21 protein-coding genes are annotated in these 26,695 nt (G+C 62.0%); 9 read left to right on the forward strand and 12 right to left on the reverse strand.

What is annotated here, in order from left to right; translation table 11 throughout:
- Positions 1-35: 35 nt before the first annotated feature.
- Genes JWU58_RS04050 through JWU58_RS04070 form a run of 5 tightly spaced genes read left to right on the forward strand, consistent with a single transcriptional unit; the run spans position 36 to position 9,391 of the window.
- Positions 36-1,748 (forward strand): DUF2138 domain-containing protein, encoded by a 1,713-nt coding sequence (locus JWU58_RS04050; protein WP_123443257.1) that lies wholly within the window; start codon positions 36-38, stop codon positions 1,746-1,748.
- Positions 1,733-2,383, forward strand: coding sequence for a DUF1175 domain-containing protein (locus tag JWU58_RS04055; RefSeq protein WP_071173713.1), 651 nt, complete (start codon positions 1,733-1,735; stop codon positions 2,381-2,383). Before JWU58_RS04050 ends, JWU58_RS04055 begins: the two co-directional genes overlap by 16 nt.
- Positions 2,380-6,954 (forward strand): alpha-2-macroglobulin family protein, encoded by a 4,575-nt coding sequence (locus JWU58_RS04060; protein WP_206421504.1) that lies wholly within the window; start codon positions 2,380-2,382, stop codon positions 6,952-6,954. The genes JWU58_RS04055 and JWU58_RS04060 overlap by 4 nt, the downstream gene beginning before the upstream one ends.
- Position 6,955: 1 nt before the next feature.
- The gene (locus tag JWU58_RS04065; protein WP_206421505.1) at positions 6,956-8,575 is read left to right on the forward strand and encodes a DUF2300 domain-containing protein; all 1,620 of its coding nucleotides are present in this window, start codon (positions 6,956-6,958) and stop codon (positions 8,573-8,575) included.
- A 3-nt stretch (positions 8,576-8,578) separates the two neighbouring features.
- A complete protein-coding gene (locus JWU58_RS04070) occupies positions 8,579-9,391 on the forward strand; it encodes a YfaP family protein (RefSeq protein WP_206421506.1) in 813 nt (270 codons plus the stop codon).
- Positions 9,392-9,453: 62 nt separating this feature from the next.
- Here the strand turns inward: JWU58_RS04070 and JWU58_RS04075 are convergent, their stop codons facing one another.
- The 10 genes from JWU58_RS04075 to exaC form a co-directional block, all read right to left on the reverse strand.
- Positions 9,454-9,624, reverse strand: a complete 171-nt coding sequence (locus tag JWU58_RS04075; RefSeq protein WP_016772997.1) for a hypothetical protein — start codon at positions 9,622-9,624, stop codon at positions 9,454-9,456.
- A gap of 419 nt (positions 9,625-10,043) precedes the next feature.
- Positions 10,044-10,790, reverse strand: a complete 747-nt coding sequence (locus JWU58_RS04080; RefSeq protein ID WP_071173711.1) for a S24 family peptidase — start codon at positions 10,788-10,790, stop codon at positions 10,044-10,046.
- A 320-nt stretch (positions 10,791-11,110) separates the two neighbouring features.
- A complete protein-coding gene (gene ppa / locus JWU58_RS04085; RefSeq protein WP_003205933.1) occupies positions 11,111-11,638 on the reverse strand; it encodes an inorganic diphosphatase in 528 nt (175 codons plus the stop codon).
- A 112-nt stretch (positions 11,639-11,750) separates the two neighbouring features.
- The gene (locus JWU58_RS04090; protein WP_123443261.1) at positions 11,751-12,563 is read right to left on the reverse strand and encodes a M90 family metallopeptidase; all 813 of its coding nucleotides are present in this window, start codon (positions 12,561-12,563) and stop codon (positions 11,751-11,753) included.
- A 4-nt stretch (positions 12,564-12,567) separates the two neighbouring features.
- A complete protein-coding gene (locus tag JWU58_RS04095; RefSeq protein WP_016773001.1) occupies positions 12,568-13,218 on the reverse strand; it encodes a DedA family protein in 651 nt (216 codons plus the stop codon).
- A 228-nt stretch (positions 13,219-13,446) separates the two neighbouring features.
- Positions 13,447-13,908: a GNAT family N-acetyltransferase gene (locus JWU58_RS04100; RefSeq protein WP_016773002.1), complete on the reverse strand. Its 462-nt coding sequence runs from the start codon at positions 13,906-13,908 to the stop codon at positions 13,447-13,449.
- A gap of 115 nt (positions 13,909-14,023) precedes the next feature.
- Entirely contained in the window at positions 14,024-14,848 is an 825-nt protein-coding gene (gene eutC / locus JWU58_RS04105; protein WP_123443262.1) for an ethanolamine ammonia-lyase subunit EutC, read from the reverse strand.
- Positions 14,849-14,853: 5 nt separating this feature from the next.
- Complete coding sequence (locus JWU58_RS04110; RefSeq protein WP_024014467.1) at positions 14,854-16,248, reverse strand: ethanolamine ammonia-lyase subunit EutB; 1,395 nt, start codon at positions 16,246-16,248, stop codon at positions 14,854-14,856.
- 52 nt (positions 16,249-16,300) lie between these two features.
- Positions 16,301-17,752 (reverse strand): ethanolamine permease, encoded by a 1,452-nt coding sequence (gene eat / locus JWU58_RS04115; protein WP_016773005.1) that lies wholly within the window; start codon positions 17,750-17,752, stop codon positions 16,301-16,303.
- A 172-nt stretch (positions 17,753-17,924) separates the two neighbouring features.
- Positions 17,925-19,445 carry an acetaldehyde dehydrogenase ExaC gene (gene exaC, locus JWU58_RS04120; RefSeq protein ID WP_024014465.1) on the reverse strand — a complete coding sequence of 507 codons (1,521 nt, stop codon included), beginning with the start codon at positions 19,443-19,445 and terminating at the stop codon, positions 17,925-17,927.
- A 302-nt stretch (positions 19,446-19,747) separates the two neighbouring features.
- Here exaC and JWU58_RS04125 point away from each other — a divergent pair, with 302 nt between their 5' ends.
- The 4 genes from JWU58_RS04125 (at position 19,748) to JWU58_RS04140 (ending at position 24,127) form a co-directional block, all read left to right on the forward strand.
- The gene (locus JWU58_RS04125) at positions 19,748-21,658 is read left to right on the forward strand and encodes a sigma-54-dependent Fis family transcriptional regulator (protein ID WP_206421507.1); all 1,911 of its coding nucleotides are present in this window, start codon (positions 19,748-19,750) and stop codon (positions 21,656-21,658) included.
- Positions 21,659-21,856: 198 nt separating this feature from the next.
- The gene (gene mpl / locus JWU58_RS04130; RefSeq protein WP_016773007.1) at positions 21,857-23,206 is read left to right on the forward strand and encodes a UDP-N-acetylmuramate:L-alanyl-gamma-D-glutamyl-meso-diaminopimelate ligase; all 1,350 of its coding nucleotides are present in this window, start codon (positions 21,857-21,859) and stop codon (positions 23,204-23,206) included.
- Complete coding sequence (gene ubiX / locus JWU58_RS04135; protein WP_071173708.1) at positions 23,203-23,850, forward strand: flavin prenyltransferase UbiX; 648 nt, start codon at positions 23,203-23,205, stop codon at positions 23,848-23,850. The genes mpl and ubiX overlap by 4 nt, the downstream gene beginning before the upstream one ends.
- Positions 23,843-24,127 carry a YceK/YidQ family lipoprotein gene (locus tag JWU58_RS04140; RefSeq protein WP_024014461.1) on the forward strand — a complete coding sequence of 95 codons (285 nt, stop codon included), beginning with the start codon at positions 23,843-23,845 and terminating at the stop codon, positions 24,125-24,127. Before ubiX ends, JWU58_RS04140 begins: the two co-directional genes overlap by 8 nt.
- Before the next feature lie 161 nt (positions 24,128-24,288).
- Here JWU58_RS04140 and JWU58_RS04145 read toward each other — a convergent pair whose 3' ends face one another.
- Entirely contained in the window at positions 24,289-24,930 is a 642-nt protein-coding gene (locus tag JWU58_RS04145) for an oxidoreductase (protein WP_016773010.1), read from the reverse strand.
- A gap of 27 nt (positions 24,931-24,957) precedes the next feature.
- Complete coding sequence (locus JWU58_RS04150; RefSeq protein ID WP_024014460.1) at positions 24,958-26,685, reverse strand: C13 family peptidase; 1,728 nt, start codon at positions 26,683-26,685, stop codon at positions 24,958-24,960.
- Positions 26,686-26,695 lie beyond the last annotated feature (10 nt).

Below are 26,695 nucleotides of genomic sequence, written 5' to 3' on the forward strand. Positions count from 1 at the left end.
GCATCCCGCCACGGATGAACTCGGATGTTGTGAACATGAGCGATAACACTGTGACTCCAGCTGCCGCGACACCGGCGGCCAAACCTTCGCGGCGCTGGCCGCTGGTATTGCTCGGCCTGTGCCTGGTGGCCGGTGTGGCGGGCGGTTTCGGCTGGCTGCTGCTCAAGCCCAAAGCGCCGCCGGCGACACTTGCCAGTGACAGGCTCGGCCTCGGCCGTCCGGATGCCTTGCTCGAAACCCGTTCACTGAGCCAGTTGCCCAAGGACCTGCTGACAGTGCCGTTTCTCAAGGCCACGCTCACCGAGGATTTCGTCTTCTATTACGAAACCCACGCCGACCGCCTCGGCCTGATCGGCAGCCTGCGCCGGATCATCTACGAGCATGACCTCAAATTGCAGGACAGCCTGATCGAGCAGCTTTTTGATCAACCGGCCGATGTGGCGTTGTGGCGCGGTGCGGATGGCCGCTTGAAGGATTTCCTGCTGGTGATGGATCGGGGCGGGTTGGCCAAGCTGCTCGAACCGTTGGCGAAAGTGGCGCTGGATGACACCCAGCTCAGCATCTTCGGCACTCTCAAAGTCGGCGGCGATGACGTGCCGCTGTATCAACTCAGCTACAACGCCAGCAAATCACTGCTGTTCGCGTCGCGCGGCGACAAACTGGTGGTGTTGTCCAATCCAGCCAAGTACTACGACCCCGAGAGCGGCGTCTCGGAAGAGTCGGGCCGCGTTTCCGCGCAAGCGCTGGCGGCGTTGCTCAACGGTGAAAAACTCTTCCCCGAAGCGTTCGGCTTGCCAGCGAAAAGTCCGGAAACCAAGCAGCGTCTGTCGGTCAATTCCAGCGTGCTCGCCATGGGCTATCAGCGCTTCATCCCGAATTTCGCCGGCCTGCGTTTCGACATGGACGACAAGGGCTGGCACAGCTATCTGGCCATGGATGAACTGGAAAACCAGCCGGACTTCGATTTCAAACCGGTCTGGCAGGCGATGCCGTTGGGGGCGAGCGCTTGCGTGACCCTGCCGGTGGCGGCGGAGCCGCAGAAGCCGATATTGATCAAACTCGGTGCCGATGAAGCTGTTGCGCAAACGCTGACCGAACACGTCGCTGGCGCGGCCGGCCTGTGCTGGTACGCCGATTCGCGGTTATACACACCGTTGCTGGTCGCCAGCCTCAAAGACGAAGACAGCAGCAAGCTTGACGGTGATCTGGGCAAGTTGTTCGGTTCGATGGTCGGCGCGTTCGAAGCCAATGTCGCCGAAAGCGTATTCCCGGTGATCGACAAGCAGGAAGGCCAGAGCCACGTCTGGCAGCGTCAGGTCAGTTCCAGTTTCGGTCCGTACGCGGCGAAGACCGCTGAAAACCCGGAGGCGATTTCCGGCAAGGCGTTCATGAAAGTCAGCCTCGCCCGTCATGGCTCGACGCTGCTGTTCTCCCTCGACGACAAACTCGTCGACAAAGCCCTCGGCACTCTCGACAAGCGCTTCCCGCCGATGGCCGACGTTTTGCCAAAAGACGTACTGATGCCGATCTACTTCGGCCCGGACGCGATGGCGCAACTGATGCAGCGCGAAACCCTCGACAGCCTGCCGCAGGACATGGAGCCGGTGTTTTATAACGCTGCGCAAACCTACCTGATGCCGAAACTGCGCACCCTCGGCGGCTACGGCAAATATGCCCTGACCCTGCCCGAAGGCAGCGAGCCTGACGGCCACTGGCAATGGCTGCCGCTGGAATGGAAAGCGCTGTGAGCGCACTGATCCGCAGCCTCGGCTTGCTTGCGTTGCTGCTGAGCGCAGGCGCCCGTGCGGTTGAAGCGCCAGCGCTCGACCCGGCGCAATCCCAGGTGTTTCGCGCCTGGTTTGTGCGTATTGCTCAAGAGCAATTAAGCCAAGGTCCGAGCCCGCGCTGGTATCAGCAGGACTGCGCCGGGCTGGTGCGCTTTGCCGCCAACGAAGCGCTGAAAGTCCATGACGACAAATGGCTGCGCAGCAATGGTCTGTCCAATCGCTATCTGCCACCGGAACTGGCGCTGAGCGACGCGCAACGCAAGCTCGCGCAACAATGGCAGCAGGGCGGCGGCAAGGTCGGGCCGTACGTCAACGCGATCAAACTGATTCAGTTCAACAGCCATCTGGTCGGCCGCGATGTGTCGCAGGCGCGGCCCGGTGACCTGATGTTTTTCGATCAGGGCGACGACCAGCACCTGATGATCTGGATGGGCCGCTACATCGCCTATCACACCGGCACCACCACCCCCACTGACAACGGCATGCGTTCGGCAAGCCTGCAGCAACTCATGACATGGAAGGACACCCGATGGATACCCGACGCAGCCAACCCCAACTTCATCGGCGTCTATCGACTGAACTTTCTCTCCCAATGACCGGTGCCCGCATGTTGCGTATCTGTTCGCGAATTTCCTTGCTGTTGGCGTTGTTGTTGCCGTTTTCCTGCGTCAATGCCGAAGATTCGGTGGAGCCGAGCAATTACACGCCGGTGGCCGGTGAGAGTTTCTTCCTGCTCGCCGACAGCAGTTTTGCCAGCGACGAGCCGGCGATGGTCCGCCTCGAAGCCCCGGGTCGTGACTACCGGCGCTTTCGCATGGAACCGTACGGCGGCGCCGACATTCGCGTATACCGCATCGACAAGCCGCTGGATTTCCTCAAGCGCCAGAAGAACCTGCATCGCGTCGTCAGCGACGGCCAGTTCAAGGGCGAAGGTCTGTCCAACACTCTCGCCTATCTGTGGGACAACTGGTATCGCAAGTCCCGGCGGGTGATGCAGCGTGCGTTCTCCTACGAGTCGCGCAAGCAGGTCACCGAAGAAGTGCCGGAGTTGAAAATGGGCGAGGCCATGGTCGCGCCGACGCCATACGACGCGCAGCCGCAATTCGCGCTGATCCCGGGTTTGCCGGTGGTCAGCCAGTTCCGTTATCCGCTGTGGCAGGCCAAGCCTATCCAGCCGCCGGCCGGGGTCAATCTGGCCGGCTCGTCCAGTGACTTCGTCAGCGTCGCGCCGGGCAACGTTTACATCCCGTTGGGTAACCTGAAGCCGGGGCTGTATCTGGTTGAAGCGCTGATCGGCAAGTACCGCGCGACCACCATGGTTTTCGTCTCCAACACCGTCGCAGTGAGCAAGATTGCCGGTGATGAACTGCTGGTCTGGGCCGCGCGCAAGCACGAAGGCAGTTCGGTGCCGAAGGTCAACGTGCTGTGGACCGATGGCCTCGGCGTGATGAGCAGCGGTGCTACCGATGCCGACGGTCTGCTGCGCCTGAAACACGTCAGCCCGGAGCGCTCGTTCGTCATCGGCGAGGACGAAGAGGGCGGCGTGTTCGTCTCGGAAAACTTCTACTACGACAGCGAAATCTACGACACCAAACTTTACGCCTTCACCGACCGGCCGCTGTATCGTCCGGGCGATTGGGTGTCGCTGAAAATCGTCGGTCGCGAGTTCAAGAATGCCCGGGATTCGGTGCTGCCGGGCGCGGCGGATGTCAGTGTAAGCGTGCTTGATGCCACGGGGACCGAATTGCAGACCCTCGATCTGAAACTGGATTCCAAGGCCGGTACTCAGGGCCGTTTCCAGTTGCCGGATAACGCCGTGGCCGGTGGTTACGAGATCCGTTTCAACTACAAGGAGCAGGCCTACAGCAGCGCCTTTCGTGTGGCTGAGTACATCAAGCCGCACTTCGAGATCTCGCTGAATCTGGCCAAGCAGGATTACCGCACCGGTGAGCCGGTGAAAGGCAGTCTGGTGCTGCTCTACCCCGACGGCAAACCGGTGGCCAATGCCAAATTGAGCCTGAGCCTGCGCGCCCAGCAACTGTCCATGGTCGACAACGAGCTGCAATACCTCGGGCAATTCCCGGTGGAGCTGACCAGCACCGAACTGATCACCGACAGCAAGGGCAACGCGACCCTCGATCTGCCAGCCGCCGACAAGCCCAGCCGCTACATGCTCACTGTGTTTGCCAGCGACGGCGCGGCTTATCGGGTCAAGACCACCAAGGAAATCCTCATCGACCGTGGTGCGGCGAGTTTCCGCTTGAGCGCGCCGCAGCGGTTCAGCGCGGTCGCTGACAAGGTTGCCTTCAGCTACGCGAATGAGGGTGGCACCGAACAAAGCAAAGCCGTAACGCCGAGCAGCTACGCTTGGGTGCGCCTGGAAGATCAGAGCACCGGCGAAGGCAAACTCGCCGCAACGGACAAAGGCTTCAGCCTCGCCTTCGAACGTCCGGGCACCTACAACCTGACGCTGAAGGATCAACACGGTCGCGTCCTCGGCGCCACCGGCCATTCGGTCACCGGCGACGGCGTGAAAGCGGTGCCGGGTACCGTGGAAATCGTCCTCGACAAGCCCGAGTACAAGGCGGGCGAAGAAGCGCTGGCGCTGATCACCTTCCCTGAGCCGGTCAGCGATGCATTGCTGTCGCTGGAGCGCGACAAGGTCGAGGCCACTGCGCTGCTGGCCAAGGGCGCTGACTGGTTGAAGCTGGAAAAACTCAGCGACACCCAATACCGCGCGCGCATTGCGGTGAAGGACAACTTCGCGCCGAACCTGACCTTCTCCGTGCTCTATACCAAGGGCGGTCAGTACAGTTTCCAGAACGCCGGGATCAAAGTGGTCGCGCCGCAAATCGACGTGGCGATCAGCACCGACAAAGCGGTGTACCTGCCGGGCGATACGGTCACGGTCGACCTGACCACGCAGTTCGCCGGCAAAGCGGTTCCGGCGCATCTGACGGTCAGCGTGGTCGACGAAATGGTCTACGCGCTGCAACCGGAAGTCGCGCCTAGCATCGACCAGTTCTTCTATCACCCACGGCGCAACAACGTGCGTACCAGTGCCAGCCTGTCATTCATCAGCTACGACGTGGCATTGCCGGGCAGCCCCGGCGCACCGGGCAAGGCCAATCGCAGCGAGCGCGGCGTGAAAGTGCTTGAGCGTCCGCGCCGTGAAGACGTCGACACCGCTGCGTGGCAGCCGGAGTTGTTGACCGGCGCCGACGGCAAAACCCGCTTCACCTTCAAGATGCCGGACTCGCTGACCCGCTGGCGCATCACCGCGCGGGCGATTGCCGATGACGGTCAGGTCGGGCAGAAGAAGCAGTTTGTCCGTTCGGAAAAACCGCTGTACCTGAAGTGGAGCGGGCCGAGCAGATTCCGCAAGGGCGATCAGCCGCAACTGGGCGTGTTCGCTTTCAGTCAGGCGGAGAAACCGGTCAAGGCTGAATTGGTCACGCACTATGCCGGCGCCGAACAGCGCTCGCCGGTGACCCTGAACAGCGGCATCAATTACCTGCCACTGCCGGCGTTCGCTTTGGCCTCTGGCGAGTGGACGGCGGAGCTTGTGCAGGATGGCAAAGTCGCCGATGCCCTGGCTGTGCGCTTGAGTGCCACCGGTGAAGGCTGGCAGGTCACCCAGACACAAAGCCTCGACGTGGTTAGCGGCGATACACCCTTGAGTTTGCCGGCGGATGCCACGGATATCCGCCTGCGTCTGGATGACGGTCCGCAAGCGCTGTTCCGTTCCGCCCTCGATGATCTGCTCGGCTACCCGTACGGCGGCGTCGAGCAGACGGCCAGTCGCTTGCTGCCGTTGAGCATCGCCTATCCATCGCTGGCTTCGAACCCGCAGATTCGCGATCGCTTGCGCCTGATCATGCAGAACAGCCGCCTGCGCCTGGTGCAAATGGCCGGGCCGTCGGCGAGCTTCACCTGGTGGGGCTACGACGGCGAGCCGGATGCATTTCTCACCGCCTATGCCTATTACGCCGACTGGAATGCCAGCCGCGTACTCGACCTGACCCTGCCGCCGGAGCACTGGCAGCGGGTGCTGGAGGTCTATGCCAAGCAAGCGCCGAATACACCATTGCTGCAACGGGCGCTGATTCTGTCGTTCGCCAAACAGATGCAGCTGCCAGTGAACACGCTGCTCAGCGGTTTGATCGACGATCTGGCCAAGGCCGGTGAAGGCGCTGCCGAAACCTTGCTCGACGACGGCCAGGACAGTCTGGTGATGAACGACCCGGATTCGGCACTTGGTCTGGCGACGGCACGGGTACTCACTGCATCGTTGGCCTCGCAGGCGAAAGTTGCTTTGCCGGAGGCGTTCAATCGGCAACTGGGCGCAGCGCAACAACGTCTGGCGGTCAGCTCGCAGCCCTTCGTTGAAGCACTGAACCTGTCGCTGCAACCGTTTGATCAGGCTCGCGCCACGGCGTTGCTGCAACGGTTACTGCCGCAGCAATCGACACTGGAACGTGCACTGGCGCTGACCTGGCTGCAACGCAGCATCGCTCAGGCTTCGCCGACCATCGCGCTGATGCCGGGTGAAGGCTGGAAGAAAAACTACGGGGCCAGCGGCGAGATGTACTGGACATGGCAGGGCGCGGCGCCGCTGCCGAGCGTGCTGAGCGTGTCCGGCACGCAAGAACGACCGCTGCGTGCAGCACTGAGCTTCCAGACGCAACAGCCGCAGGTCGATCCGATGGCCGTGACCATCACCCGGCGCCTGTCGCGTCTGGTGCCGGGCGAAGAAGCGTTCACCTTCAAACTCGAGCCGGTCGGCACTAAACCGTTGTCCAGCGACAGCCTGTACCTGGATGAGGTGATCCTCACCAGCAAGGCACCGAAACCGTTGCGCTACGGCGTGCTTGAAGTGCCGCTGCCACCGGGCGCGGATGTCGAGCGCACGACCTGGGGCATCAAGTTGCAGGGCAAGGACGGCACCGAACCGACCGCGCTGGAGAAGGCGCGTTTCGAACCGGGTCAGTTGGCTTACGCGGTGCCGGTCGATGCATTGAGCGGTGAGTTGCGCCTGCGTCATCTGGTGCGCTTCTCGCAGAAGGGCCAGTTCAACCTCCCGCCGGTACGCTTCAAGCAAGTGTATGCACCGCAGCATCAGGCCCAAGAGGCGAAAGCCGCCCTCGGTCAGGTCACGGTCAACTGACATGCGCCGGCCGCTGTTGTGGCTGCTGATGGGTGTGATGCCTGCGCTGGCGACAGCGCAGGACGAGCTGTTGCGTGTGGCCTATCAGGGCGAGTTGTTGTCGTTGAGTCAGACGCAACTGATCAAGCGCGAACCGTTGCCAGCGTCGCTGGATGCGCCGCTGGGCAGTCTGTGGAAGTTGTTCGTCTACGCGTGGCTGGTGGATACCGGTGCACAGGAACCGGCGTATGAATGTCGCGGGCAGTCCAAAGAAGAAGTTTATTGCTGCTCGGCGGGCGGCAGGATAGAGCGGGATCAGGCACTGGTGAAGTCCTGCGGTCTGTATTTCGAACCGGCGCGGTTGGGCATTGCAGCGACGGATTGGCGAGCGTATTGGCAGGCGCGGCAAGCGCCGACGTGGTTGCTGGATTTGCCAGCCGTGCAACCGGCAACAAGGGTTTCGGTTGCCGAGTTATTGAGCGTTCTGGCGTTGCTGCCAGCGCAGGAACAGATGCGCCGCGTGCTGCTCGATGTCGTACTGAACGCGGCGGACGGCAATGTCGCCGGCGAGTTGGGCGGACGCCTGCGGGTGAAAACCTGGAGCTGGCTCGGCGACCAGGATGCACAATCGCGCCAGGGTGGATTCGCCGGCTGGAGCGCCGACGGCGCGCCGATCTGGGTGGGCGGGCGCGGCACCAGTCAGATGGTCCTGCGTCATTACGGCCAAGCGTTGGCCAGCGTATTGCCGACGGCTTGGCCGGTGGACGCGGGGCGTTGTGTGGAAGTCGGGCTGTTTTCGAAATATCCGGTTTCGAAGGTTCTGGTCGGGGATCGTGTCGCCACGTCCGGGCCATTGCGCGGCGACTACCGCGTCGAATTCGCCAACGGCAACGCGCTGCTCATCCACAGCGACGGCGAATTGTTTCTGCTCAACGACAAACTCGTCGCAAGGCTTGATCGCGAAGAATATGTCGCCCGCGTCCTTGAGCGCGAAGCCAAACCGGAACCTGCCGAAGCCGCCAAGGCGCTGGCCGTAGCGATCCGCACTTATCTGCTGCAAAACGCCACGCGCAACGGCGACTGCCTGAGCATCGACGACAGCAGCAATCGCCAGCGCGTCGCCCCGCGTCCAGCCTCGGCCGAGTCACGCAACATCGCGGCGTGGACGGCGGACCTGGTACTGGCCGGCAGCACCGTCACCTATCACTCCGACCAGCCCGGCCCGGACAAACTCGCCTGGCAGCAAGCCGTCGAGCAAGCGAACGCCGGCCAACGTTACGACGCGATTCTGCTGCACGCCTATCCACGCGCCAGCCTCAGCCGTTGGGACAACCCGGTCGCCTCCTGCGAAGCATTGCCCGCCGCGCAAGACTGGCTGCAGAAGCAGCGGCGCGGCTGGCGTCCGAGGCTTGAAAGCGAAACCGGCTACAACGAAGTCAGCACTTTCGCCGTATGCAAACTCGCCTTCGGCCGGCCCTTCGTCGACCGTGAGCGTCAGCGCATTTATGTGCGCGGCGTGCTGACCCTGCAGGATCGCCTCGACCTGACTCATGAATATCTGCACCTGGCCTTCGAAGCACACCCCAACGGCCAGGATGAAACCTTCATCGAAGGGCTCGCCCGTCACCTTTTGCTGGAATAGACCATGACACTCCGTTATCCACAGGTCTTGCTGCTGCTCTGTGCCCTCAACGTACTGCCGCAAGCGTTCGCCGCCGATGGCGTCAAACTCGACACCCCGGTGGGCGGCTGGCGCAGCGGCGCACCGCAAGGCGAGGGCGAGAGCTTTCGCCAGACCGTCAACTACCCGGCCTCGTCGGTCAACACACCGCTTGGCCAGGCCAATACCGCCAGAATCAGCGGCCAGATCAAAGCCGTGCCGAAGAACAACGAACCCGGCCGCCTGATCGTCAACGGCGTCAGCATGCCGCTGAAAATCGACCCCGCCGGCGGCTTCGATCGCCCGTTCTCCTTCCCCAACGGCAGCAACAGCATCGAAGTGCGCAGCGCCGACGGCCAGCAACGCCACCGCACGCAATTCCTCAACACCCGCGGCGGCGCCACCCCGGCCAAATTGCGCGTGCTGCTGGCCTGGGACAGCGACGGCACCGACCTCGACCTGCACCTCGTCACCCCCGACGGCGCCCACATATGGTACGGCAACCGCGTCGCACCCAACGGCGCCGCCCTCGACGTCGACGTCACCACCGGCTACGGCCCGGAAATCGCCGCCATGCCCGCGCCGATCAAGGGGCAGTATCTTGTCTATGTGAATTATTACGGCGGCGGGTATCGCGGAGATGACGAAGGTGGGGATGAAGCGGTGCAGGCGCTGACCACGGCGCAGGTGACGGTGATTACTGAAGAAGGGACGCCGAGCGAGAAGATGGAGACGTTTGTAGTGCCGATGCGGACGGCGGGGGAGCTGACGTTGGTGAAGTCGTTCAGTTATCCGTGAGGGGCATTTGTCCAACAGGTTGTTGGACAAATTCAGCAACTGTAGCTGGGCGCTCGAACAGCTTACAGATCAGCCAGACTGACCTGCATTCGCTGAGGAGCGGCGAGGCGCTCGTGAACGATGGCGGCAAGTTCGTCATCTTCTTCACTGGCCAACTTATCTTCGGCAGGCGGCTCGCCTCGTTCGGCGGCGCGCTTCAGCGCGTCCTCAATGGGGAATGAGGTTTTGGGCATTTGGTGTTTCCTGCGATATTTGGCGGGACGGTAACCAGTGCATTGGGCGCTATACAAGCTGGAATGCAATTTCAGCAATGGATATGGTTTGTTGCAGGCATTAAAAAGCCGGCTTGTGGCCGGCTTCTCGGGGACTGGCTTGGTTTATTTTTGGTAAACCGCGCCAGCCTTCAAAACGTACATCCGGATCTGCGTCCGGCTGTGGGACTTGGTCAGACGTTGGTCTGCCGCGTCGGGCGTCATCCGAGCCGCTGGGCGGGTCGATGCGCGAATGTGGGGCGCAGGATACTGAGTTTTGCTTTGGATTCCCAGCCTCAAGTGCGGTTTAGAGCGACTGAAGCGGTACAAATCCTGGATTTGTACCGGTTATCAGGGCCCTCTTCGCGAGCAGGCTCGCTCCCACAGATTCGAGTGAACTGTCATAGAAACGGCACCACCGGCCGGCGCTTGCCCAGTGTCGACCACCAGAATACCCAGCCAAGAATGTGAATCCGCTGCTCTTCGATCTGCGCCGGCCGGAAGACCTCGTCGGGGTATTCGGCGCTGTTGTGGCTGCGCATGCGCAGGCCATTGCCGGGCATGCGGTGCAGGTATTTGATGCGCAGCATGCCGTCGTGCTCTATGGCGTAGATTTCGCCGTCGACGACCTGGGTCAGGCCGCGATCGATGGCGACAATGGAGCCGTCTTCGATGCGATCGGCCATGCTGTTGCCGATCATGTGCGCGCAGATGGCGTTGGCGTGCTGGATGTCGAGTTGATCGAGGTGGGCGCGGGGCAGGCGCAGGGATTGGTCGGGGTCGAGGATGACGTGGGTTTTGCCGTCGCCGTTGGCGATCGGGGTTTCCTTGAAAAATGCCAAGTCAATGTCGCTGGGGTTGATGACGGTGTAGACGCCGCAGATGGACTGGGCATCGAACGTGTCGCCGTTGCTGGCGGGTGGGTGCAGGCGCGCGACCTCCTTGACGCCTTCCCCGGTTTTCAGCCATTCACTATTGACCGACAACAGGCGTGAGACTTCTTCCATGCGATACGCCGGGACGCCCCGGGTGTACCAGTTATGAACGTTTTGGGCTTCCGTGCCCCAGAACCTTGCGAAATCCGTGGTGCTGATGTTCGCTGCTTCCAGGAGTGCCTTGAATCGTGGACCGCTAGTGTTCTTTCTCATAAACACGGAGTCTACGGCCGGACTAGAGCGGTTTGAATAAACCGGGCGTTCAAAAAAAGCCTGTATTTTGCGACGGGATGTAAGACGTACTTGTGGGAAATTAAACAGATTAAAACTGCATGTAGGAATTTAAACGGGTTGTTTAGTCGGGCTTTTTCAAGAGCCCCTCACCCCAACCCTCTCCCGGAGGGAGAGGGGGCCGACCAAGGTGTATTTCGAGTTACATCGACCAGAACAACCGAGTCGATTATGCAGACGCCAATAACAAAAAACCCCGGAAATCCGGGGTTTTTTTCAAGCGTCACGCAAAGCGCAATGGCTTAGCCCTTGTAGGCGGCAACCGACTTGGTGATCGCTTCGCGGGCGGCGTCTGCGCCGGCCCAGCCTTCGATCTTGACCCACTTGCCCTTCTCGAGATCCTTGTAGTTCGCGAAGAAGTGCTCGATCTGCTGGATCAGCAGGGGTGGCAGGTCGGTGTATTCCTTCACGTCGACGTACAGCTGCGACAGCTTGTCGTGTGGCACGGCGATGACTTTGGCATCGCCGCCGCCGTCGTCGGTCATGTTCAGGATGCCGACCGGACGGGCGCGGATTACCGAGCCTGGCGCTACCGGGTAAGGGGTCACGACCAGCACGTCGAGGGGATCACCGTCGTCAGCCAGGGTGTTCGGGATGTAACCGTAGTTGGCCGGGTAGAACATTGGGGTGGCCATGAAACGGTCAACGAACAGGCAATCGCTGTCTTTGTCGATTTCGTATTTGATCGGCGCGTGGTTGGCCGGGATCTCGATCGCGACGTAGATGTCGTTCGGCAGGTCTTTGCCAGCCGGAATCTTGCTGTAGCTCATTGGGCGTTGCCCCCGTAGTTGACCAAAAACACTTGGCCGGATTGACCAAAAAGTGGCGGCGATTATAGGCACATTCCTACGCCGACGCCACGTACCAGAAGTCGTGCAGAGCTTAGTCGTGCGCCTGATAGACCGGGTCTGTGGCCTGAAGTTGCCGCAGTCTGCCCAACGGATCCTGCCGGTAGAAAAGCTGCAGTTGCAAGTAGACCTGTGGATAAGCCTCGTGGAGCAGATCCGGGGCGCTGAAGAAGTATTCGCTGGTGACAGCGAAGAACTCGGCCGGGTTCTCGGCGGCGTAGGGATCGATGGCGGTTTCGGCGTCGGGATCGTGGTCGAGCTGGCGGTTGAGGTCGTCGTAGGCGGCCTGCATCACTTCAGCCCAGTCGCTGACGCGCATGTCGGTGTGCAGTGGCGGCAGGCCGTTGGCGTCGCCGTTGAGCATATCGAGCTTGTGCGCCAGTTCGTGGATCACCAGGTTGTAGCCTTCCCAGCCACCGCTGGCCTGTACGCCGGGCCAAGCGAGAATCACCGGCCCCTGCTGCCAGGCCTCACCGCTGTGTTCGCCGTCCCACTCATGCTCGACGCCGCTGGCATCGCGATGACGTTGCGGGCTAAGGAAGTCATCCGGGTACAGCACGATCTCGTGGAAACCCTGATACCAGTTCAGATCGCCGAGATGCAGCAGCGGCAACTGTGCTTGCGCGGCGAGCAGCAGGCGTTGTTCCTGATGCAGTTCGACACCGGGCAGGGCGGTCAGGTGTTTGTCGTCGAGAAACACCACGCAGGCCTCGCGCAACCACTGGTCTTCAGCAGCGCTGATGCCATCGAGGAAGGAGAGTTGATGGCGCACCCGTTGCCACAGGTCGTCGGCAATCGGGTGCCTGGCCAGGAGGCGCCGGCGTCGCCAGGCGCTCAGTGACCACATCGGTTCAGTGCGATTGCACTTTGGTGCCGCCGAACCGGCTGCGCACCACGCCGATGATCATCGGCACCAGCGACAGCAGGATGATTGCCACCACCAGCAGCGAGAGGTTTTTCTTGATGAACGGCACGTTGCCGAAGAAGTAACCCAAGGTGACCAGACCGCCAACCCAGAGGATGGTGCCGAGCACGCTGAAGCCGAAGAAACGCGGGTACGGCATCCGCGCCACGCCCGCGACGAACGGCGCGAAGGTGCGGATGATCGGCAGGAAACGCGCCATGGTCACGGTCTTGCCGCCGTGCTTGTCGTAGAAGTCGTGGGTTTTTTGCAGGTAGTCGCGACGGAAGATTTTCGAGTTCGGGTTGCTGAACAGCTTCTCCCCGGCCGTGCGTCCGATCACGTAGTTGGTACTGTCGCCCATGATCGCCGCCAGCATCAGCAGGCCACCGAGCAGCACCGGATCCATGCCGCCGCCGGCCGCCACTGCGCCAGCGATGAACAGCAGCGAGTCACCCGGCAGGAATGGCATCACCACGAGCCCGGTTTCACAGAAGATCACCAGAAACAGGATGGCGTAGATCCATGGCCCATAGTTGTTCACCAGCAAATCGAGATACACATCGAGATGCAGGATAAGGTCGAGCGGGTTGAAATCCATGGGGGCACCTGTATGACGGCCCGACTCGGCAGGCCTGTGCGGATGACTTCGTGTAAGCCTACAGCGGGGTGTAGTTTTTCTTACAAGCCGGAAAGATCGGGATTATACGGTCTGACCGCTGAAAAGCGCGCCGGTTTTGTAGCGGGGAGTGTCGCGAAGTGAGCAATTGTCAGGGAAGGGGCGGCCGTAGCGAGGGAGCGAACTCCCTCATCACCGAAGCCGTTGGAGTCAGAGCTCGTCGCTGATTGGCAGTACGTAGTTCTTGAACTCGGTGTCTTCCTTGAAGCCGATTGATTCGTAGGTTTTCTGCGCCACTTCGTTGTTTGCGCTGGTCGATACGCGCATGCGCACGGCCTGGGTTTCCTTGGCCATTTTCTTCGCAGTGCGGATCAGGTTGTCGGCGACCAGTTGCCGGCGCGCATCTTCGGCAACGTAGATATCGTTGAGAATCCACACGCGTTTGAGCGACAGCGACGAAAAGCTCGGATAGAGCTGGCAGAAGCCCATGAGTTTCTTGTCGTCATCGTCGGCCAGGGCCAGATAGATCACCGACTCTTTGCGGCGCAGGCGTTTTTCGAGGAACGCGCGGGAGGAATCCGGGTAAGGCAGGGAGCCGTAGAACTCGCGATATTTGACGAACAAAGGAGTCAGCAAATCCAGATGTTCGAGGGTCGCTTGAATAATCCGCATGATAGGTCTCGTCTTCAAGTGGCTGTCTTCAACTGCTCTGACGGCGATGGGAAACCCGGGCGGCCGTGCGTCGATCCTGCCTGAAAGCAGCGCAGAAAGGCAATGCGGAAACGGTTCAGGCTGGCGGTGGATCGAGCAGGAAGTTGCCTTTCATGTCGACGGCGTCGTCCGCCTCCAATGTGTGCAACTGAGCTTCATCCTTCAGATTGACCCCCGACAGCTGCCGCCGACAGGCCTCGCGCATCAGATACAGCAAGCGATGCGCCGCCATGCCGTAGCTCAAACCTTCAAGCCGGACATTGGAAATGCAATTGCGATACGCGTCGGTGAGGCCGACCTTTGGCGCGTAGGTGAAATACAGCCCGAGGCTGTCCGGCGAACTCAGGCCCGGGCGCTCGCCGATCAGCATCACCACCATTTTCGCCCCGAGCAGCTGGCCGATTTCGTCTCCGATGGCCACTCGGCCCTGCTCGACCAGCACCACCGGTGCCACGGACCAGCCGTCGCCGCTCATCTGCTCTTCCAGGCGCGTCAGGAACGGCAGGGTGTGGCGGTGCACCGCCAGCGCCGACAGGCCATCAGCGACGACAAGCACCAGATCGACGCCGCCCGGGTGTTTGCTGGCGTAGTCGCGCAAGGTCTGCGCCGATTCATCGCTGAGCTTGCGCCCCAGGTCCGGGCGTTGCAGATAGGTGTGTCGGTCCGGCGCGGCGCTTTGCAGCGCCAGGGTTTCCCGCCCGCGCTCGCTCAGTTGTGCGCTGATTTCGCTGTGATCGAAGGCCAAGTGCACAGCATCGCGGGCCTGGGCGTGGGCAAACTGAAAATCCAGCTGCGCCCGCGTCGGCAGACTGGTGCCGGTGCGGCCCAGGGCAATGCGTGCCGGGGTCAGGCGGCGCAGTTCCAGCCAGGGGTTTTGCGGATCGACCGGTGGTTTTTCCATAAGACTCATCCCAAGTGCGCCAAGGCCTGGCGGAAGGCCGGCGGCAGGTTGTTGCCGAAGCGAACCTTGCCGTCCGCCTGGGTGAAGATGCCCATGTTGGCCAGCCATTGCTCGAACTCTGGCGCCGGTTTCAGGCCCAGGGTCTGGCGGGCGTACAAGGCGTCGTGAAACGAAGTGGTCTGGTAATTGAGCATGATGTCGTCCGAGCCGGGGATGCCCATGATGAAGTTGATCCCGGCGACGCCGAGCAACGTCAGCAGGGTATCCATATCATCCTGATCGGCTTCGGCGTGGTTGGTGTAGCAGATGTCGCAGCCCATCGGCACACCGAGCAACTTGCCGCAGAAGTGGTCTTCGAGGCCGGCGCGGATGATCTGCTTACCGTTGTAGAGGTACTCCGGGCCGATAAATCCTACGACGGTGTTCACCAGGAACGGCTTGAAATGTCGCGCCACGGCGTAGGCCCTTGTCTCGCAAGTCTGTTGATCTATGCCGTGGTGGGCGTTGGCCGACAGCGCGCTGCCCTGACCGGTTTCGAAATACATCAGGTTCTGCCCGAGGGTGCCGCGCTTGAGACTGAGCCCGGCGTCGTAGCCTTCCTGCAACACGTTGAGATTGATGCCGAAACTGGCATTGGCGGCCTCGGTACCGGCAATCGACTGGAACACCAGATCCAGCGGCACGCCACGGTTGATCGCCTCGATCGAAGTGGTGACGTGGGTCAGCACGCAGGCCTGGGTCGGGATGTCGTAGCGCTGGATAATTGCGTCGAGCATTTCCAGCATCGCGCAGATCGAAGCGATGCTGTCAGTGGCCGGGTTGACCCCGATCATCGCATCGCCGTTGCCGTAGAGCAGGCCGTCGAGAATGCTCGCGGCGATGCCGGACGGCTCGTCGGTCGGGTGGTTGGGTTGCAGGCGGGTCGACAGGCGCCCGCGTAAACCGAGGGTGCCGCGAAATTGGGTGACCACGCGGATTTTCTGCGCGACCAGCACCAGATCCTGCACGCGCATGATTTTCGACACGGCGGCGACCATTTCCGGGGTCAGGCCGGGGGCGAGGGCGCGCAGGCTGGTTTCGTCCGCCGCATCACTGAGCAGCCAGTCGCGAAAGCCGCCAACGGTGAGGTGGCTGACCACGGCGAAGGCTTGCTTGTCGTGGGTGTCGATGATCAGCCGGGTGACTTCATCGGCTTCGTAGGGAATCAGCGCTTCTTGCAGGAAGTGGGTGAGCGGGATGTCCGCCAGGGCCATTTGCGCGGCCACCCGTTCGCCGTCGTTGAGCGCGGCGATCTCGGCGAGAAAATCCCCCGAGCGGGCGGGGCTGGCCTTGGCCATGACGTCTTTGAGGCTGTCGAAGCGGTAAGTCTGCGCGCCGACCGTGTGAGCAAAACTGGCCATTCAGCGTTCTCCGTGACGGCGCAGAATGCCTCTGCGCCGTGGTTTTCGACAATCAGTGCAAGGCTTGTTCAGCTTTTTGAATCGCCGCGAATTCTTCTTCCGGCGTGCCCGCTACCAAGTGATGCCGACTGTAGAAAGCAAAGTAAGCAATTAACACTCCATAGATGATCGCCGCGCCGATCACCACCCGTGGATCGACGAGGAAGCCCGCCACCACGGCGATGCACGCCAATACCAGCGCCACACCCGAGGTGAAAATGCCACCCGGCGTGCGGTACGGCCGGTCCATTTTGGGGCGCCGGATGCGCAGGGTGATGTGCGCGGCCATCATCAGCACGTAGGAAATGGTAGCGCCGAACACCGCGACCAGAATCAGCAAGTCGCCCTGACCGGTCAGCGACAGACCAAAGCCGATGATGCCGGGAATCACCAGGGCCAGCACCGGCGCCTTGCTTTTGTTGGTCTGCGACAGTTTGCGCGGCAGGTAACCGGCCCGCGACAGCGCGAAGATCTGCCGCGAGTAGGCGTAGATGATCGAGAAGAAACTGGCGATCAGCCCCGCCAGGCCGACGAGATTGACGAAGCTGCCCATCCACGTCGAGCCACCGTAGGCCTTGCTCAGTGCTTCGACCAGCGGGTTACCCGACGTCAGCAGCGAATTTGCACCGGCGCCGCCAGGGCCGACGATCAGAATCAGCAGGGCGAACATCAGCAGCACCAGCATCGCCCCGATCAGACCGCGCGGCAGGTCGCGCTTGGGGTTTTTGGTTTCTTCGGCGGCCAATGGCACGCCTTCAACGGCAAGGAAAAACCAGATCGCATAGGGAATCGCCGCCCATACGCCGACATAGCCGAACGGCAGAAACGCACTGGCGCCGACCGCAGTGGTCACCGGGATGTCGAGCAGGTTGGCGACGTCGAAGTGCGGCACCATCGCCACCAGAAACACCCCCAGCGCCAAGGCGGCGACTGCGGTAATGATGAACATCAGCTTGAGCGCTTCGCCGACCCCGAAAATATGGATGGCGATGAAGATGATGTAGAACGCCAGATAGATCATCCAGCCGCCAATGCCGAACAGCGACTCGCAGTAGGCGCCGATGAACACCGCGATGGCAGCGGGGGCGATGGCGTACTCGATGAGGATCGCGGTGCCGGTGAGAAACCCGCCCCACGGCCCAAACGCACTGCGGGCGAAACCGTAGCCGCCGCCAGCGGTGGGAATCATCGAAGACAATTCGGCCAGGGAAAAGCACATGCACAGGTACATGGTCGCCATCAGCAGCGTGGCGAGAAACATCCCGCCCCAGCCACCCTGGGCGAGGCCGAAATTCCAGCCGGCGTAGTCGCCGGAAATCACATAAGCGACGCCGAGGCCCACCAGCAGGACCCAGCCGGCGGCGCCTTTTTTCAGTTCGCGTTGTTGGAAATAATCGGTGCCGACTTTTTCGAAGTCGACGGAGGAGCCGGTCGCCGGAGCGCCGGCCGGGGATTCGCTTGGCATAGGGTTCACCATTTTTATTGTTTTATTGGCCCGACTACAGCCAGGAACCTGATCGTTCCCACGCTCTGCGTGGGAATGCAGCCCGGGTCGCTCCGCGTCCCTTCGAAACCGAACGCGGAGCGTCCGTTGAGGCATTCCCACGCGGAGCGTGGGAACGATCAGCATTGCAGGATCAGAAGAATCCCAACGGATTGATGTCGTAGCTCACCAACAGGTTCTTGGTCTGCTGGTAATGGTCGAGCATCATTTTGTGGGTTTCACGCCCGACGCCGGACTTCTTGTAACCGCCGAATGCGGCATGCGCCGGATAGAGGTGGTAGCAGTTGGTCCACACGCGACCGGCCTTGATCGCCCGGCCCATGCGGTAGGCGCGGTTGATGTCGCGGGTCCACAGGCCGGCGCCGAGGCCGAACTCGGTGTCGTTGGCAATCGCCAGGGCTTCGGCTTCGTCCTTGAAAGTGGTGATGCTCACCACCGGGCCGAAGATTTCTTCCTGGAACACGCGCATCTTGTTTGTGCCCTTGAGCAGGGTCGGCTGGATGTAATAACCGGTGGCCAGGCTGCCCTCGAGTTTTTCCACCTTGCCGCCGGTCAGCAGTTCCGCGCCTTCGCCCTTGGCGATTTCCAGGTACGAGAGGATCTTGTCGAATTGCTGCTCGGATGCCTGGGCGCCGACCATGGTGTCGGTGTCCAGCGGGTCGCCGCGTTTGATCTGGCTGACTTTCTTCATCACGGCCTGCATGAATTCGTCGTAGATCGACTCCTGTACCAGTGCGCGGGAAGGGCAGGTGCACACTTCGCCCTGGTTGAAGAACGCCAGTACCAGGCCTTCGGCGGCTTTTTCGATGAAGCTCGGCTCGGCCTGCATGATGTCTTCGAAGAAGATGTTCGGCGACTTGCCGCCCAGTTCCACGGTGGATGGAATGATGTTTTCCGCCGCGCATTTCATGATGTGCGAGCCGACCGGGGTCGAGCCGGTGAAGGCAATCTTGGCGATGCGCTTGCTGGTCGCCAAGGCTTCGCCGGCCTCTTTACCGAAACCTTGCACGACGTTGAGCACGCCCGGCGGCAGCAGGTCGCCGATCAGTTCCATCAGCACGCAGATGCCCAGCGGGGTTTGCTCGGCAGGCTTGAGCACCACGCAGTTACCGGCGGCCAGCGCTGGCGCGAGTTTCCACGCGGCCATCAGCAGCGGGAAGTTCCACGGGATGATCTGGCCGACCACGCCCAGCGGTTCATGAATGTGGTAAGCCACGGTGTTGCCGTCGATTTCCGCAGCGCTGCCTTCCTGAGCGCGCAGGCAACCGGCGAAATAACGGAAATGGTCAGCGGCCAGGGGGATGTCGGCGTTGAGGGTTTCACGGATGGCTTTGCCGTTGTCCCAGGTTTCGGTGATCGCCAGCAGTTCGAGGTTTTCTTCGATGCGGTCGGCAATTTTCAGCAGGATCAGCGAGCGCGCCTGCACCGAAGTGGCGCCCCACGCATCGGCGGCGGCGTGGGCAGCGTCCAGCGCTTTGTCGATGTCTTCGGCGGTGGAGCGGGGGAATTCGGCAATTGGCTGGCCATTGACTGGCGAGGTATTGGTGAAGTACTGACCTTTGACCGGCGCGACGAACTCGCCGCCGATGTAGTTGCCGTACTTGCTCTTGAACGAGACTTTGGCGCCGTCAGTACCGGGGTGGGCGTAACGCATGATGATGTTCTCCTTGGCTTTGTACTTATTAGAGAAACGCGCAAGTGCGCTTGCTATAAGCGTAGAGCAAGGCTCGGGCCACTGCCGTGCAGGTCAGGCAAATCAAGGGCTTGGCCGGTTTGTCTCGGACGAATGGAGTGGTGCTGTGACGGTTTCGGTACAGCACGGGTGACAGTTTGTACCGCTTGCGGCACAGCCCGTGACCGGGCGGTCTTGCCGGCATTGCATTGCCGGAGCCGCTGGAGGATGCTGGGCGTCACCTCATGCTTTGGGCCATCGCGCCCCGGGGAGAACAATAAGAAATGCACGACAACCATTTGAGTCGCCATGCCCGCCAGGTTCTCACCGTCACCCAGGGCAAACCGCACCTGCACGGCCCCGGCGCCGATCCGTCGATCGCCCGTTCGTGGCTGCGTTGCCTTGAGGACTATCACCTCGATCCTTCCGTGACCATGGCGCCGACCGTGCTCGAGCATGGCCGGGTGCTGGAAAGTCGCGAACGTCTGCAACAAGTGCTGCAAATCGCCGGCACCGAGATGAGCAGCCTGCATCAGCAACTCTCCGGCGCCGGCCATGCGGTGCTGCTGACTGACGCGCGCGGTGTGATCCTCAATTGCGTCACCGCGCCGGCCGAACGGAAGATTTTCGAGCGCGCCGGTCTCTGGCTCGGCGCTGACTGGAGCGAAGCCTGCGAAGGCACCAACGGCATCGGTACCTGCTTGGTGGAGCGTCAGGCGCTGACCATTCACCAGGACGAACACTTTCGCGGCCGCCACACCGGGCTGACCTGTTCGGCGAGCCCGGTGTTCGATCCCCATGGTGAGTTGCTGGCGGTACTCGATGTGTCTTCGGCGCGGCCGGACGTCTCGCGGCAGAGCCAGTTCCACACCATGGCGCTGGTCAACCTGTCGGCGAAGATGATCGAGAGCTGCTACTTCCTGCGCTGTTTCGATAATCAATGGTTGCTGCGTTTTCATCTGCAGGCCGAGTCCGTTGGCCTGTTCAGTGAAGGGCTGCTGGCGTTTGACGGCGAAGGGCGGATCAGCGCAGTCAACCAGAGCGCGCTGAACCTGCTCGGGCATATTCGCGGTGGTTTGCTCGGTAAACCGGTGGAAGCGTTTTTCGATTGTTCGCTGGATGACCTGCTTGGCCGCGCGAGTGCCAACGCCAGCGCCAGTTGGCCGCTGCGCACCCGTGATGGCCGGCATCTGTTCGCGGTGTTGCGCGGCGAATCGCGCAAACCTACTGCCATTGTTCCAGCGCCAATCGCTGCTCCAGCGCCACGCCTGTCCGGCATCTGCCTCGGCGATGAAGCGTTGCAGGCGGAATTTCGCAAAGCCCTGCGCGTGTTCGAGCGCGACGTGCCGCTGTTGATCAACGGCGAAACCGGCTCGGGCAAGGAGGCGTTCGCCAAGGCTGTGCACCAGGCCAGCCAGCGCTGCGGCAATGCCTTCGTCGCACTCAATTGCGCGGCCATTCCGGAAAGCCTGATCGAGAGCGAACTGTTCGGCTATCGCGGCGGCAGCTTCACCGGCGCGCGCAAGGACGGCATGCGCGGCAAGCTGCAACAGGCCGATGGCGGCACCTTGTTCCTCGACGAAATCGGCGACATGCCACTGGCGTTGCAAACGCGCTTGCTGCGTGTGCTGGAAGATCGACAAGTGGTGCCGATTGGCGGCGAGCCGCAAGCGGTAGACGTGCGCATCATCAGTGCGACGCACCGCTATTTGCTCGAGCGGGTCGAGGACGGCAGTTTCCGTGAAGACCTGTATTACCGCTTGAACGGGCTGGAAGTGGCGTTGCCGGCGTTACGCGAGCGCAGTGATAAATCGCAGTTGCTGGATTTTCTCCTGGCCGAGGAGGCCGGCGGCGAAACGATTCTGATCGACGAAGCGGCGCGGCAAGCGTTATTGGCATTCAACTGGCCGGGCAATGTGCGGCAGTTGCGCAATGTCCTGCGCACGCTGGCGGCGTTGTGTGATGGCGGGCGGGTCGGCGTTGAGGATTTGCCGGTGATGATTCGGCAGGCGCGGCCGGCGGTGGTGGCGGCGCAGATTGTCGGGCAGCCATTGGACGACGCCGAGCGTGTCGCATTGCTCAATGCGCTTGAGCAGACGCGCTGGCATATGACCCATACCGCTGAACAGTTGGGCGTCAGCCGCAATACGCTGTACAGAAAGCTTCGCAAGCACGGCATCGCCCGCTCTGCCTGACCGACCTGATCGTTCCCACGCTCCGCGTGGTAACGCCTCCCCGGACGCTCCGCGTCCGCTTTGGGACGCAGAACGTCCCGTGCTGCATTCCCATGCAGAGCGTGGGAACGATCAGGTCGAACAGGCCCGCCCCTCAGCTAAAGAGTGCCATTTCCCCCTCCCTACGCTAACCTGCGGCCATGTTTTACGAGGTCGACTATGCACATTCATATTCTGGGTATCTGCGGGACTTTCATGGGCTCGATGGCGGTGTTGGCCAAAGAGCTGGGCCATCACGTCACCGGCTCCGACGCCAACGTCTATCCGCCGATGAGCACGCAGCTCGAGGCCCAGGGCATTCAGCTGACGCAGGGTTATGACCCGGCACAGCTCGATCCGGCGCCGGATCTGGTGGTGATCGGTAATGCCATGTCCCGTGGCAACCCGGCGGTGGAATATGTGCTGAACAAAGGCCTGCCATACGTCTCCGGCCCGCAGTGGCTGGCCGATCACGTGCTGCAAGGGCGCTGGGTGCTGGCCGTGGCCGGTACGCACGGCAAGACCACCACCAGCAGCATGCTCGCCTGGGTGCTGGAGCATGCCGGCATGAGCCCGGGTTTCCTCATCGGCGGCGTGCCGCAGAATTTCTCGGTGTCGGCGCGTCTGGGCGGCACGCCGTTTTTTGTGATCGAGGCTGACGAATACGACAGCGCCTTCTTCGACAAGCGCTCGAAATTCGTCCACTACCGTCCACGCACAGCCATCCTTAACAACCTTGAATTCGATCACGCCGACATCTTCCCCGATCTGCCAGCGATCGAACGTCAGTTCCACCACTTGGTGCGCACCATTCCGAGCGAAGGTCTGGTCATCCACCCGACCACCGAGCCAGCGTTGCAGCGCGTGATCGAGATGGGTTGCTGGACCCCGGTGCAAACCACCGGCGCCGGCGGTCAGTGGCAGGTCAAGCTGCTCAGCGAGGACGGCTCGGCGTTCGAAGTGATGTTCGAAGGCGTGTCCCAGGGCACCGTCGAGTGGGAATTGACCGGTCAACACAACGTCGCCAACGCCTTGGCTGCTCTGGCCGCAGCGCGTCACGTTGGCGTGGTGCCGTCCATGGGCATCGCCGGGTTGAGCGCGTTCAAGAACGTCAAACGACGCATGGAGAAAGTCGCCGAGGTGCGCGGCATCACCATTTACGACGACTTTGCCCATCACCCGACCGCCATCGCTACCACCCTCGACGGCCTGCGCAAGCGCATCGGCGACGCGCCGCTGATTGCGATCATCGAGCCGCGCTCCAATTCGATGAAGCTCGGCGCCCACCGTGACGGTCTGCCGGACAGCGTGGTCGATGCCGATCAAGTGATCTGGTATGCCCCGGCCAACCTCGGCTGGGACCTTGGCGCGACCGCTGCCCTGTGCACCGTGCCGTCAATCGTCAGCGATTCCCTGGAAGGCATCATCGAACGCGTGAAGAGCCAGGCGCAGCCCGGCACTCACGTGGTGATCATGAGCAACGGCGGCTTCGGCGGCCTGCACGGCAAGCTCGCCGAGGCACTGCAATGAACAGTTTTTCCCAGGCCGGCGGCCCGGAACGCATCACCCTGGCGATGACCGGCGCCTCCGGCGCGCAGTACGGTTTGCGCCTGCTCGATTGCCTGGTGCGCGAGGATCGCGAAGTGCACTTCCTGATCTCCAAGGCTGCGCAACTGGTAATGGCCACCGAGACCGACGTGTCCCTGCCGAACAAGCCGCAGATGATGCAGGCCTTTCTGACCGAATATACCGGCGCGGCTGCCGGGCAGATTCGCGTGTATGGCAAGGAAGACTGGATGTCGCCGGTAGCCTCCGGCTCCGGCGCGCCGGCAGCCATGGTGGTGGTGCCGTGCTCGACCGGCACGCTGTCGGCGATTGCCACCGGCGCCTGCAACAACCTGATCGAACGCGCGGCGGACGTCACCCTGAAAGAGCGCCGTCAGTTGATTCTGGTGCCGCGTGAGGCGCCGTACTCGAGCATTCATCTGGAGCACATGCTCAAGCTGTCGAATCTGGGCGTGACGATTCTGCCGGCCTCGCCGGGCTTCTATCACCAGCCGCAGACTATCGATGATCTGATCGACTTCGTTGTGGCGCGGATTCTCAATCTGCTCGGCATCCCGCAGGACATGCTGCCGCGCTGGGGCGAGCATCACCTGAGCAGCGATGAATAAGCTGCTGGTGCTTGTGCTGGCGCTGCAATTGGCTGGATGCGCTACCGTGCGCACGCTGGATGCAGCCAAACCCGGCGCACCGGTGGTGTATGCCGGGACGCGCCTGGATTTGTATGCGTTGAACGGCGGCTGCTGCGCCATGGACCGGTTCGGTGCCGAGGCGCCGAGCTATCCGGGAGTGGACCTGCCTGCCAGCGCGTTGCTCGACACGCTGTTGTTGCCGTTGTCGTTGCTCACCGTGATTGGCGTAGGCTTTCAAGCGACTGGTGGATTGTAGGGGGGGGGCGCACAACCTCTGTGGATTGTAGCGACTGATCGTTCCCACGCTCTGCGTGGTAACGCATCCTGTGACGCTCCGCGTCACGCTCTTCAGGACGCAGAGCGTCCATGGCTGCATTCCCACGCAGAGCGTGGGAACGATCATCATGGGCGGATGGATTATTTGCCGAGCTTGCGCAGCTCATCCGACTCGATCACCCGCACCCCATCCTGTTCTTCCAACGCCAGGCGCCACATCGCTCGCGCCAACTGGCACGCTTCGATGCCGTGGTATTTGCCCGGAATCAGCTTTGACAACGGCCCGGCGAGTTGCTCGACCAGACGCGGTTCGGTGCGTTCGCCGAGTAACAGCGAAGGTCGGCAAATGGTCAGTTGCGGCCAGTTCTGCGCGCGCAGGGCCTGTTCCATTTCACCCTTGACCCGGTTGTAGAACACCGAGGAATTCGGATCGGCGCCGATTGCGCTGATCACGATCAGGTGCCGCGCGCCCATCTCCCGGGCGCGCTTGGCGAACGCCACGACCATGTCCAGATCCACTGCGCGAAAGGCTTCTTCGGAGCCGGCCTGCTTGATCGTGGTGCCGAGGCAGCAGTAGGCGATATCGACCCGGCCACTGAGCTGCGGCAGAAACGCCTGCGGGTCACCGACCGGGTTTTCCAGATGCGGATGCTCGGCCAGCGGCCGGCGCGAAGGGGCGAGGACACGGGTAATGGTTGGCTCGTTGAGCAAACGGTCGAGCAGATGTTCACCGGTCAGTCCGGTGGCTCCGGCAAGCAATACGTGCTGAGGCGTCAAGTACATAGTGTCTCTCCCTTGATACTGTTCAGCTTAGTTGCCTTTTTTCGCCGCGTCGTTCAATGCGCTGCTGTGCAAAGCTTTGCGCGCCTGCTGTTTACGCAGCAGTTGCCAGTGCGACAGCACGGTTTTCGGCGCCCAGATCTGCGGCTCCGAGGCTTCGAAGCCGTCGGCCAGCTCGCGTTCGGCAACGGTGGCCTTGGCCAGTTTGAATGCCTGCTCAAGGTCGTCAGTCTGGTTCAGCGCCTGGGCGAACAGCGCCTCGCCGAAATAAGTGAAGTTGGCTTCTTCCGAGCAACCGAACGACACCCGATCGGCGCGCGAGGCAGTCATGATCAGCGTGCGTTCGTCTTTCAGCGCCGGGATGAAACCGCCGGAATAGCACGAAGAAATCACGATGACCTTGTCGCGATGCTTCAGCGGCGCGAGCACCGCGGCGAGCTCATCGGCGGGCAGATCGGCCAGTTCCATGCGCGGCTGATCGAGCACCAGTTCGTGCTCGGCGGTGCCGTGGCTGGTCAGATAAATGAACAGCAGATCTTCCGGCCCGCTGCGTTCGGCAAGGGCTTGCGCGGCGCGGCGCAGGTTTTCCCGGGTGGCCATCGGCCGGTCGCCGAGATGATCGCGATGATTGACCAGACGAATCTGGCCGAAAGCGCCGAAGCGCGTGTTGAGCATGTTGGCGACGTAGTCGGATTCACGCAGGAACACGCTTTGCTTGCCGTCGCCACCGAGGGTCAGGGTGTACAACTCGACTGCCGGAGTCGAAGCGGGAATCGCCGCCAGTGCGTCGTCCAGCAACCGACCCTGGGCGAGCAAACCGAGTTCGAGGGTGTCGGGGAGCAATTTGCCGTCGGCGTCGCGCACGCGTTGGCCGTTGATCCAGGTGCCGCTGAGCACGCTGCCATCGGTCAGCACCAAAGTACCGCGTCCCGAATAGCTGTCGTTGTCGAAGCCGCCGATGTAGAAGCTGCCATCGGCCAGGTTCAAACGGCCCTGGCCGGTAAAACGCCAGTCATTGAACACACCGATGTAATGGCTGCCATCCGCGCCGATCAATTCGCCCTTGCCGGTCAGCGCGCCTTCCTTGAACTGGCCGAGCCAGACGTCGCCGTCGGCGTTCTCGTAGCGGCCCTTGCCGTGCAGTTGATTGTTCTTGAAGCCGCCGACGTAGATATCGCCGTCGGCGCTGTTGTAGGTGCCGTTGCCTTCCAGTTGACCGTTGACGAAATGCCCGCTGAACGAATTGCCGCTGGCATCGCCGCGCTGGCCTTCGCCGTTGGGTTTGCCGTGGGCGAACTGGCCTTGATAGGAGCTGCCGTCGTCCATTTCCAGACGGCCGAGGCCGGAATACTGGTCAGCCTTGAACTCGCCGCGATAGGTCATGCCGTTTTCTTTCAGCGTACCTTCGCCATCGCGCCGGCCCTGCTTGAAGCCACCGGTGTAACTGCTGGCGTTGGTGCTCAGGCTGCCCTGACCATCGAACAGACCTTGCTGAAACTGGCCGCGATAGACCTCACCGTTGCTGCCATGCCATTCGCCCTGCCCGTGCCACTGACCCTTGTCGAACTCTCCGGCGTACCAGCTGCCGTTGGGGTAGTCGACGCGGCCCTGACCTTGCAGCAAGCCGTCGACCAGTTCACCGCGATAGCGTCCGCCATCGGGCAGGCGCGCATCCGGCGGCAACAGCGATTCGCCGTCGCCGCAAGCGGTGAGCATCAGGGTCAGGGCAAGGGGTGCAAGTCGAGCGATTGAGCGCATAGCGGGATCC

Origin of the sequence: Pseudomonas atacamensis (assembly GCF_017167965.1) — a bacterium.
GTDB lineage: Bacteria > Pseudomonadota > Gammaproteobacteria > Pseudomonadales > Pseudomonadaceae > Aquipseudomonas > Aquipseudomonas atacamensis.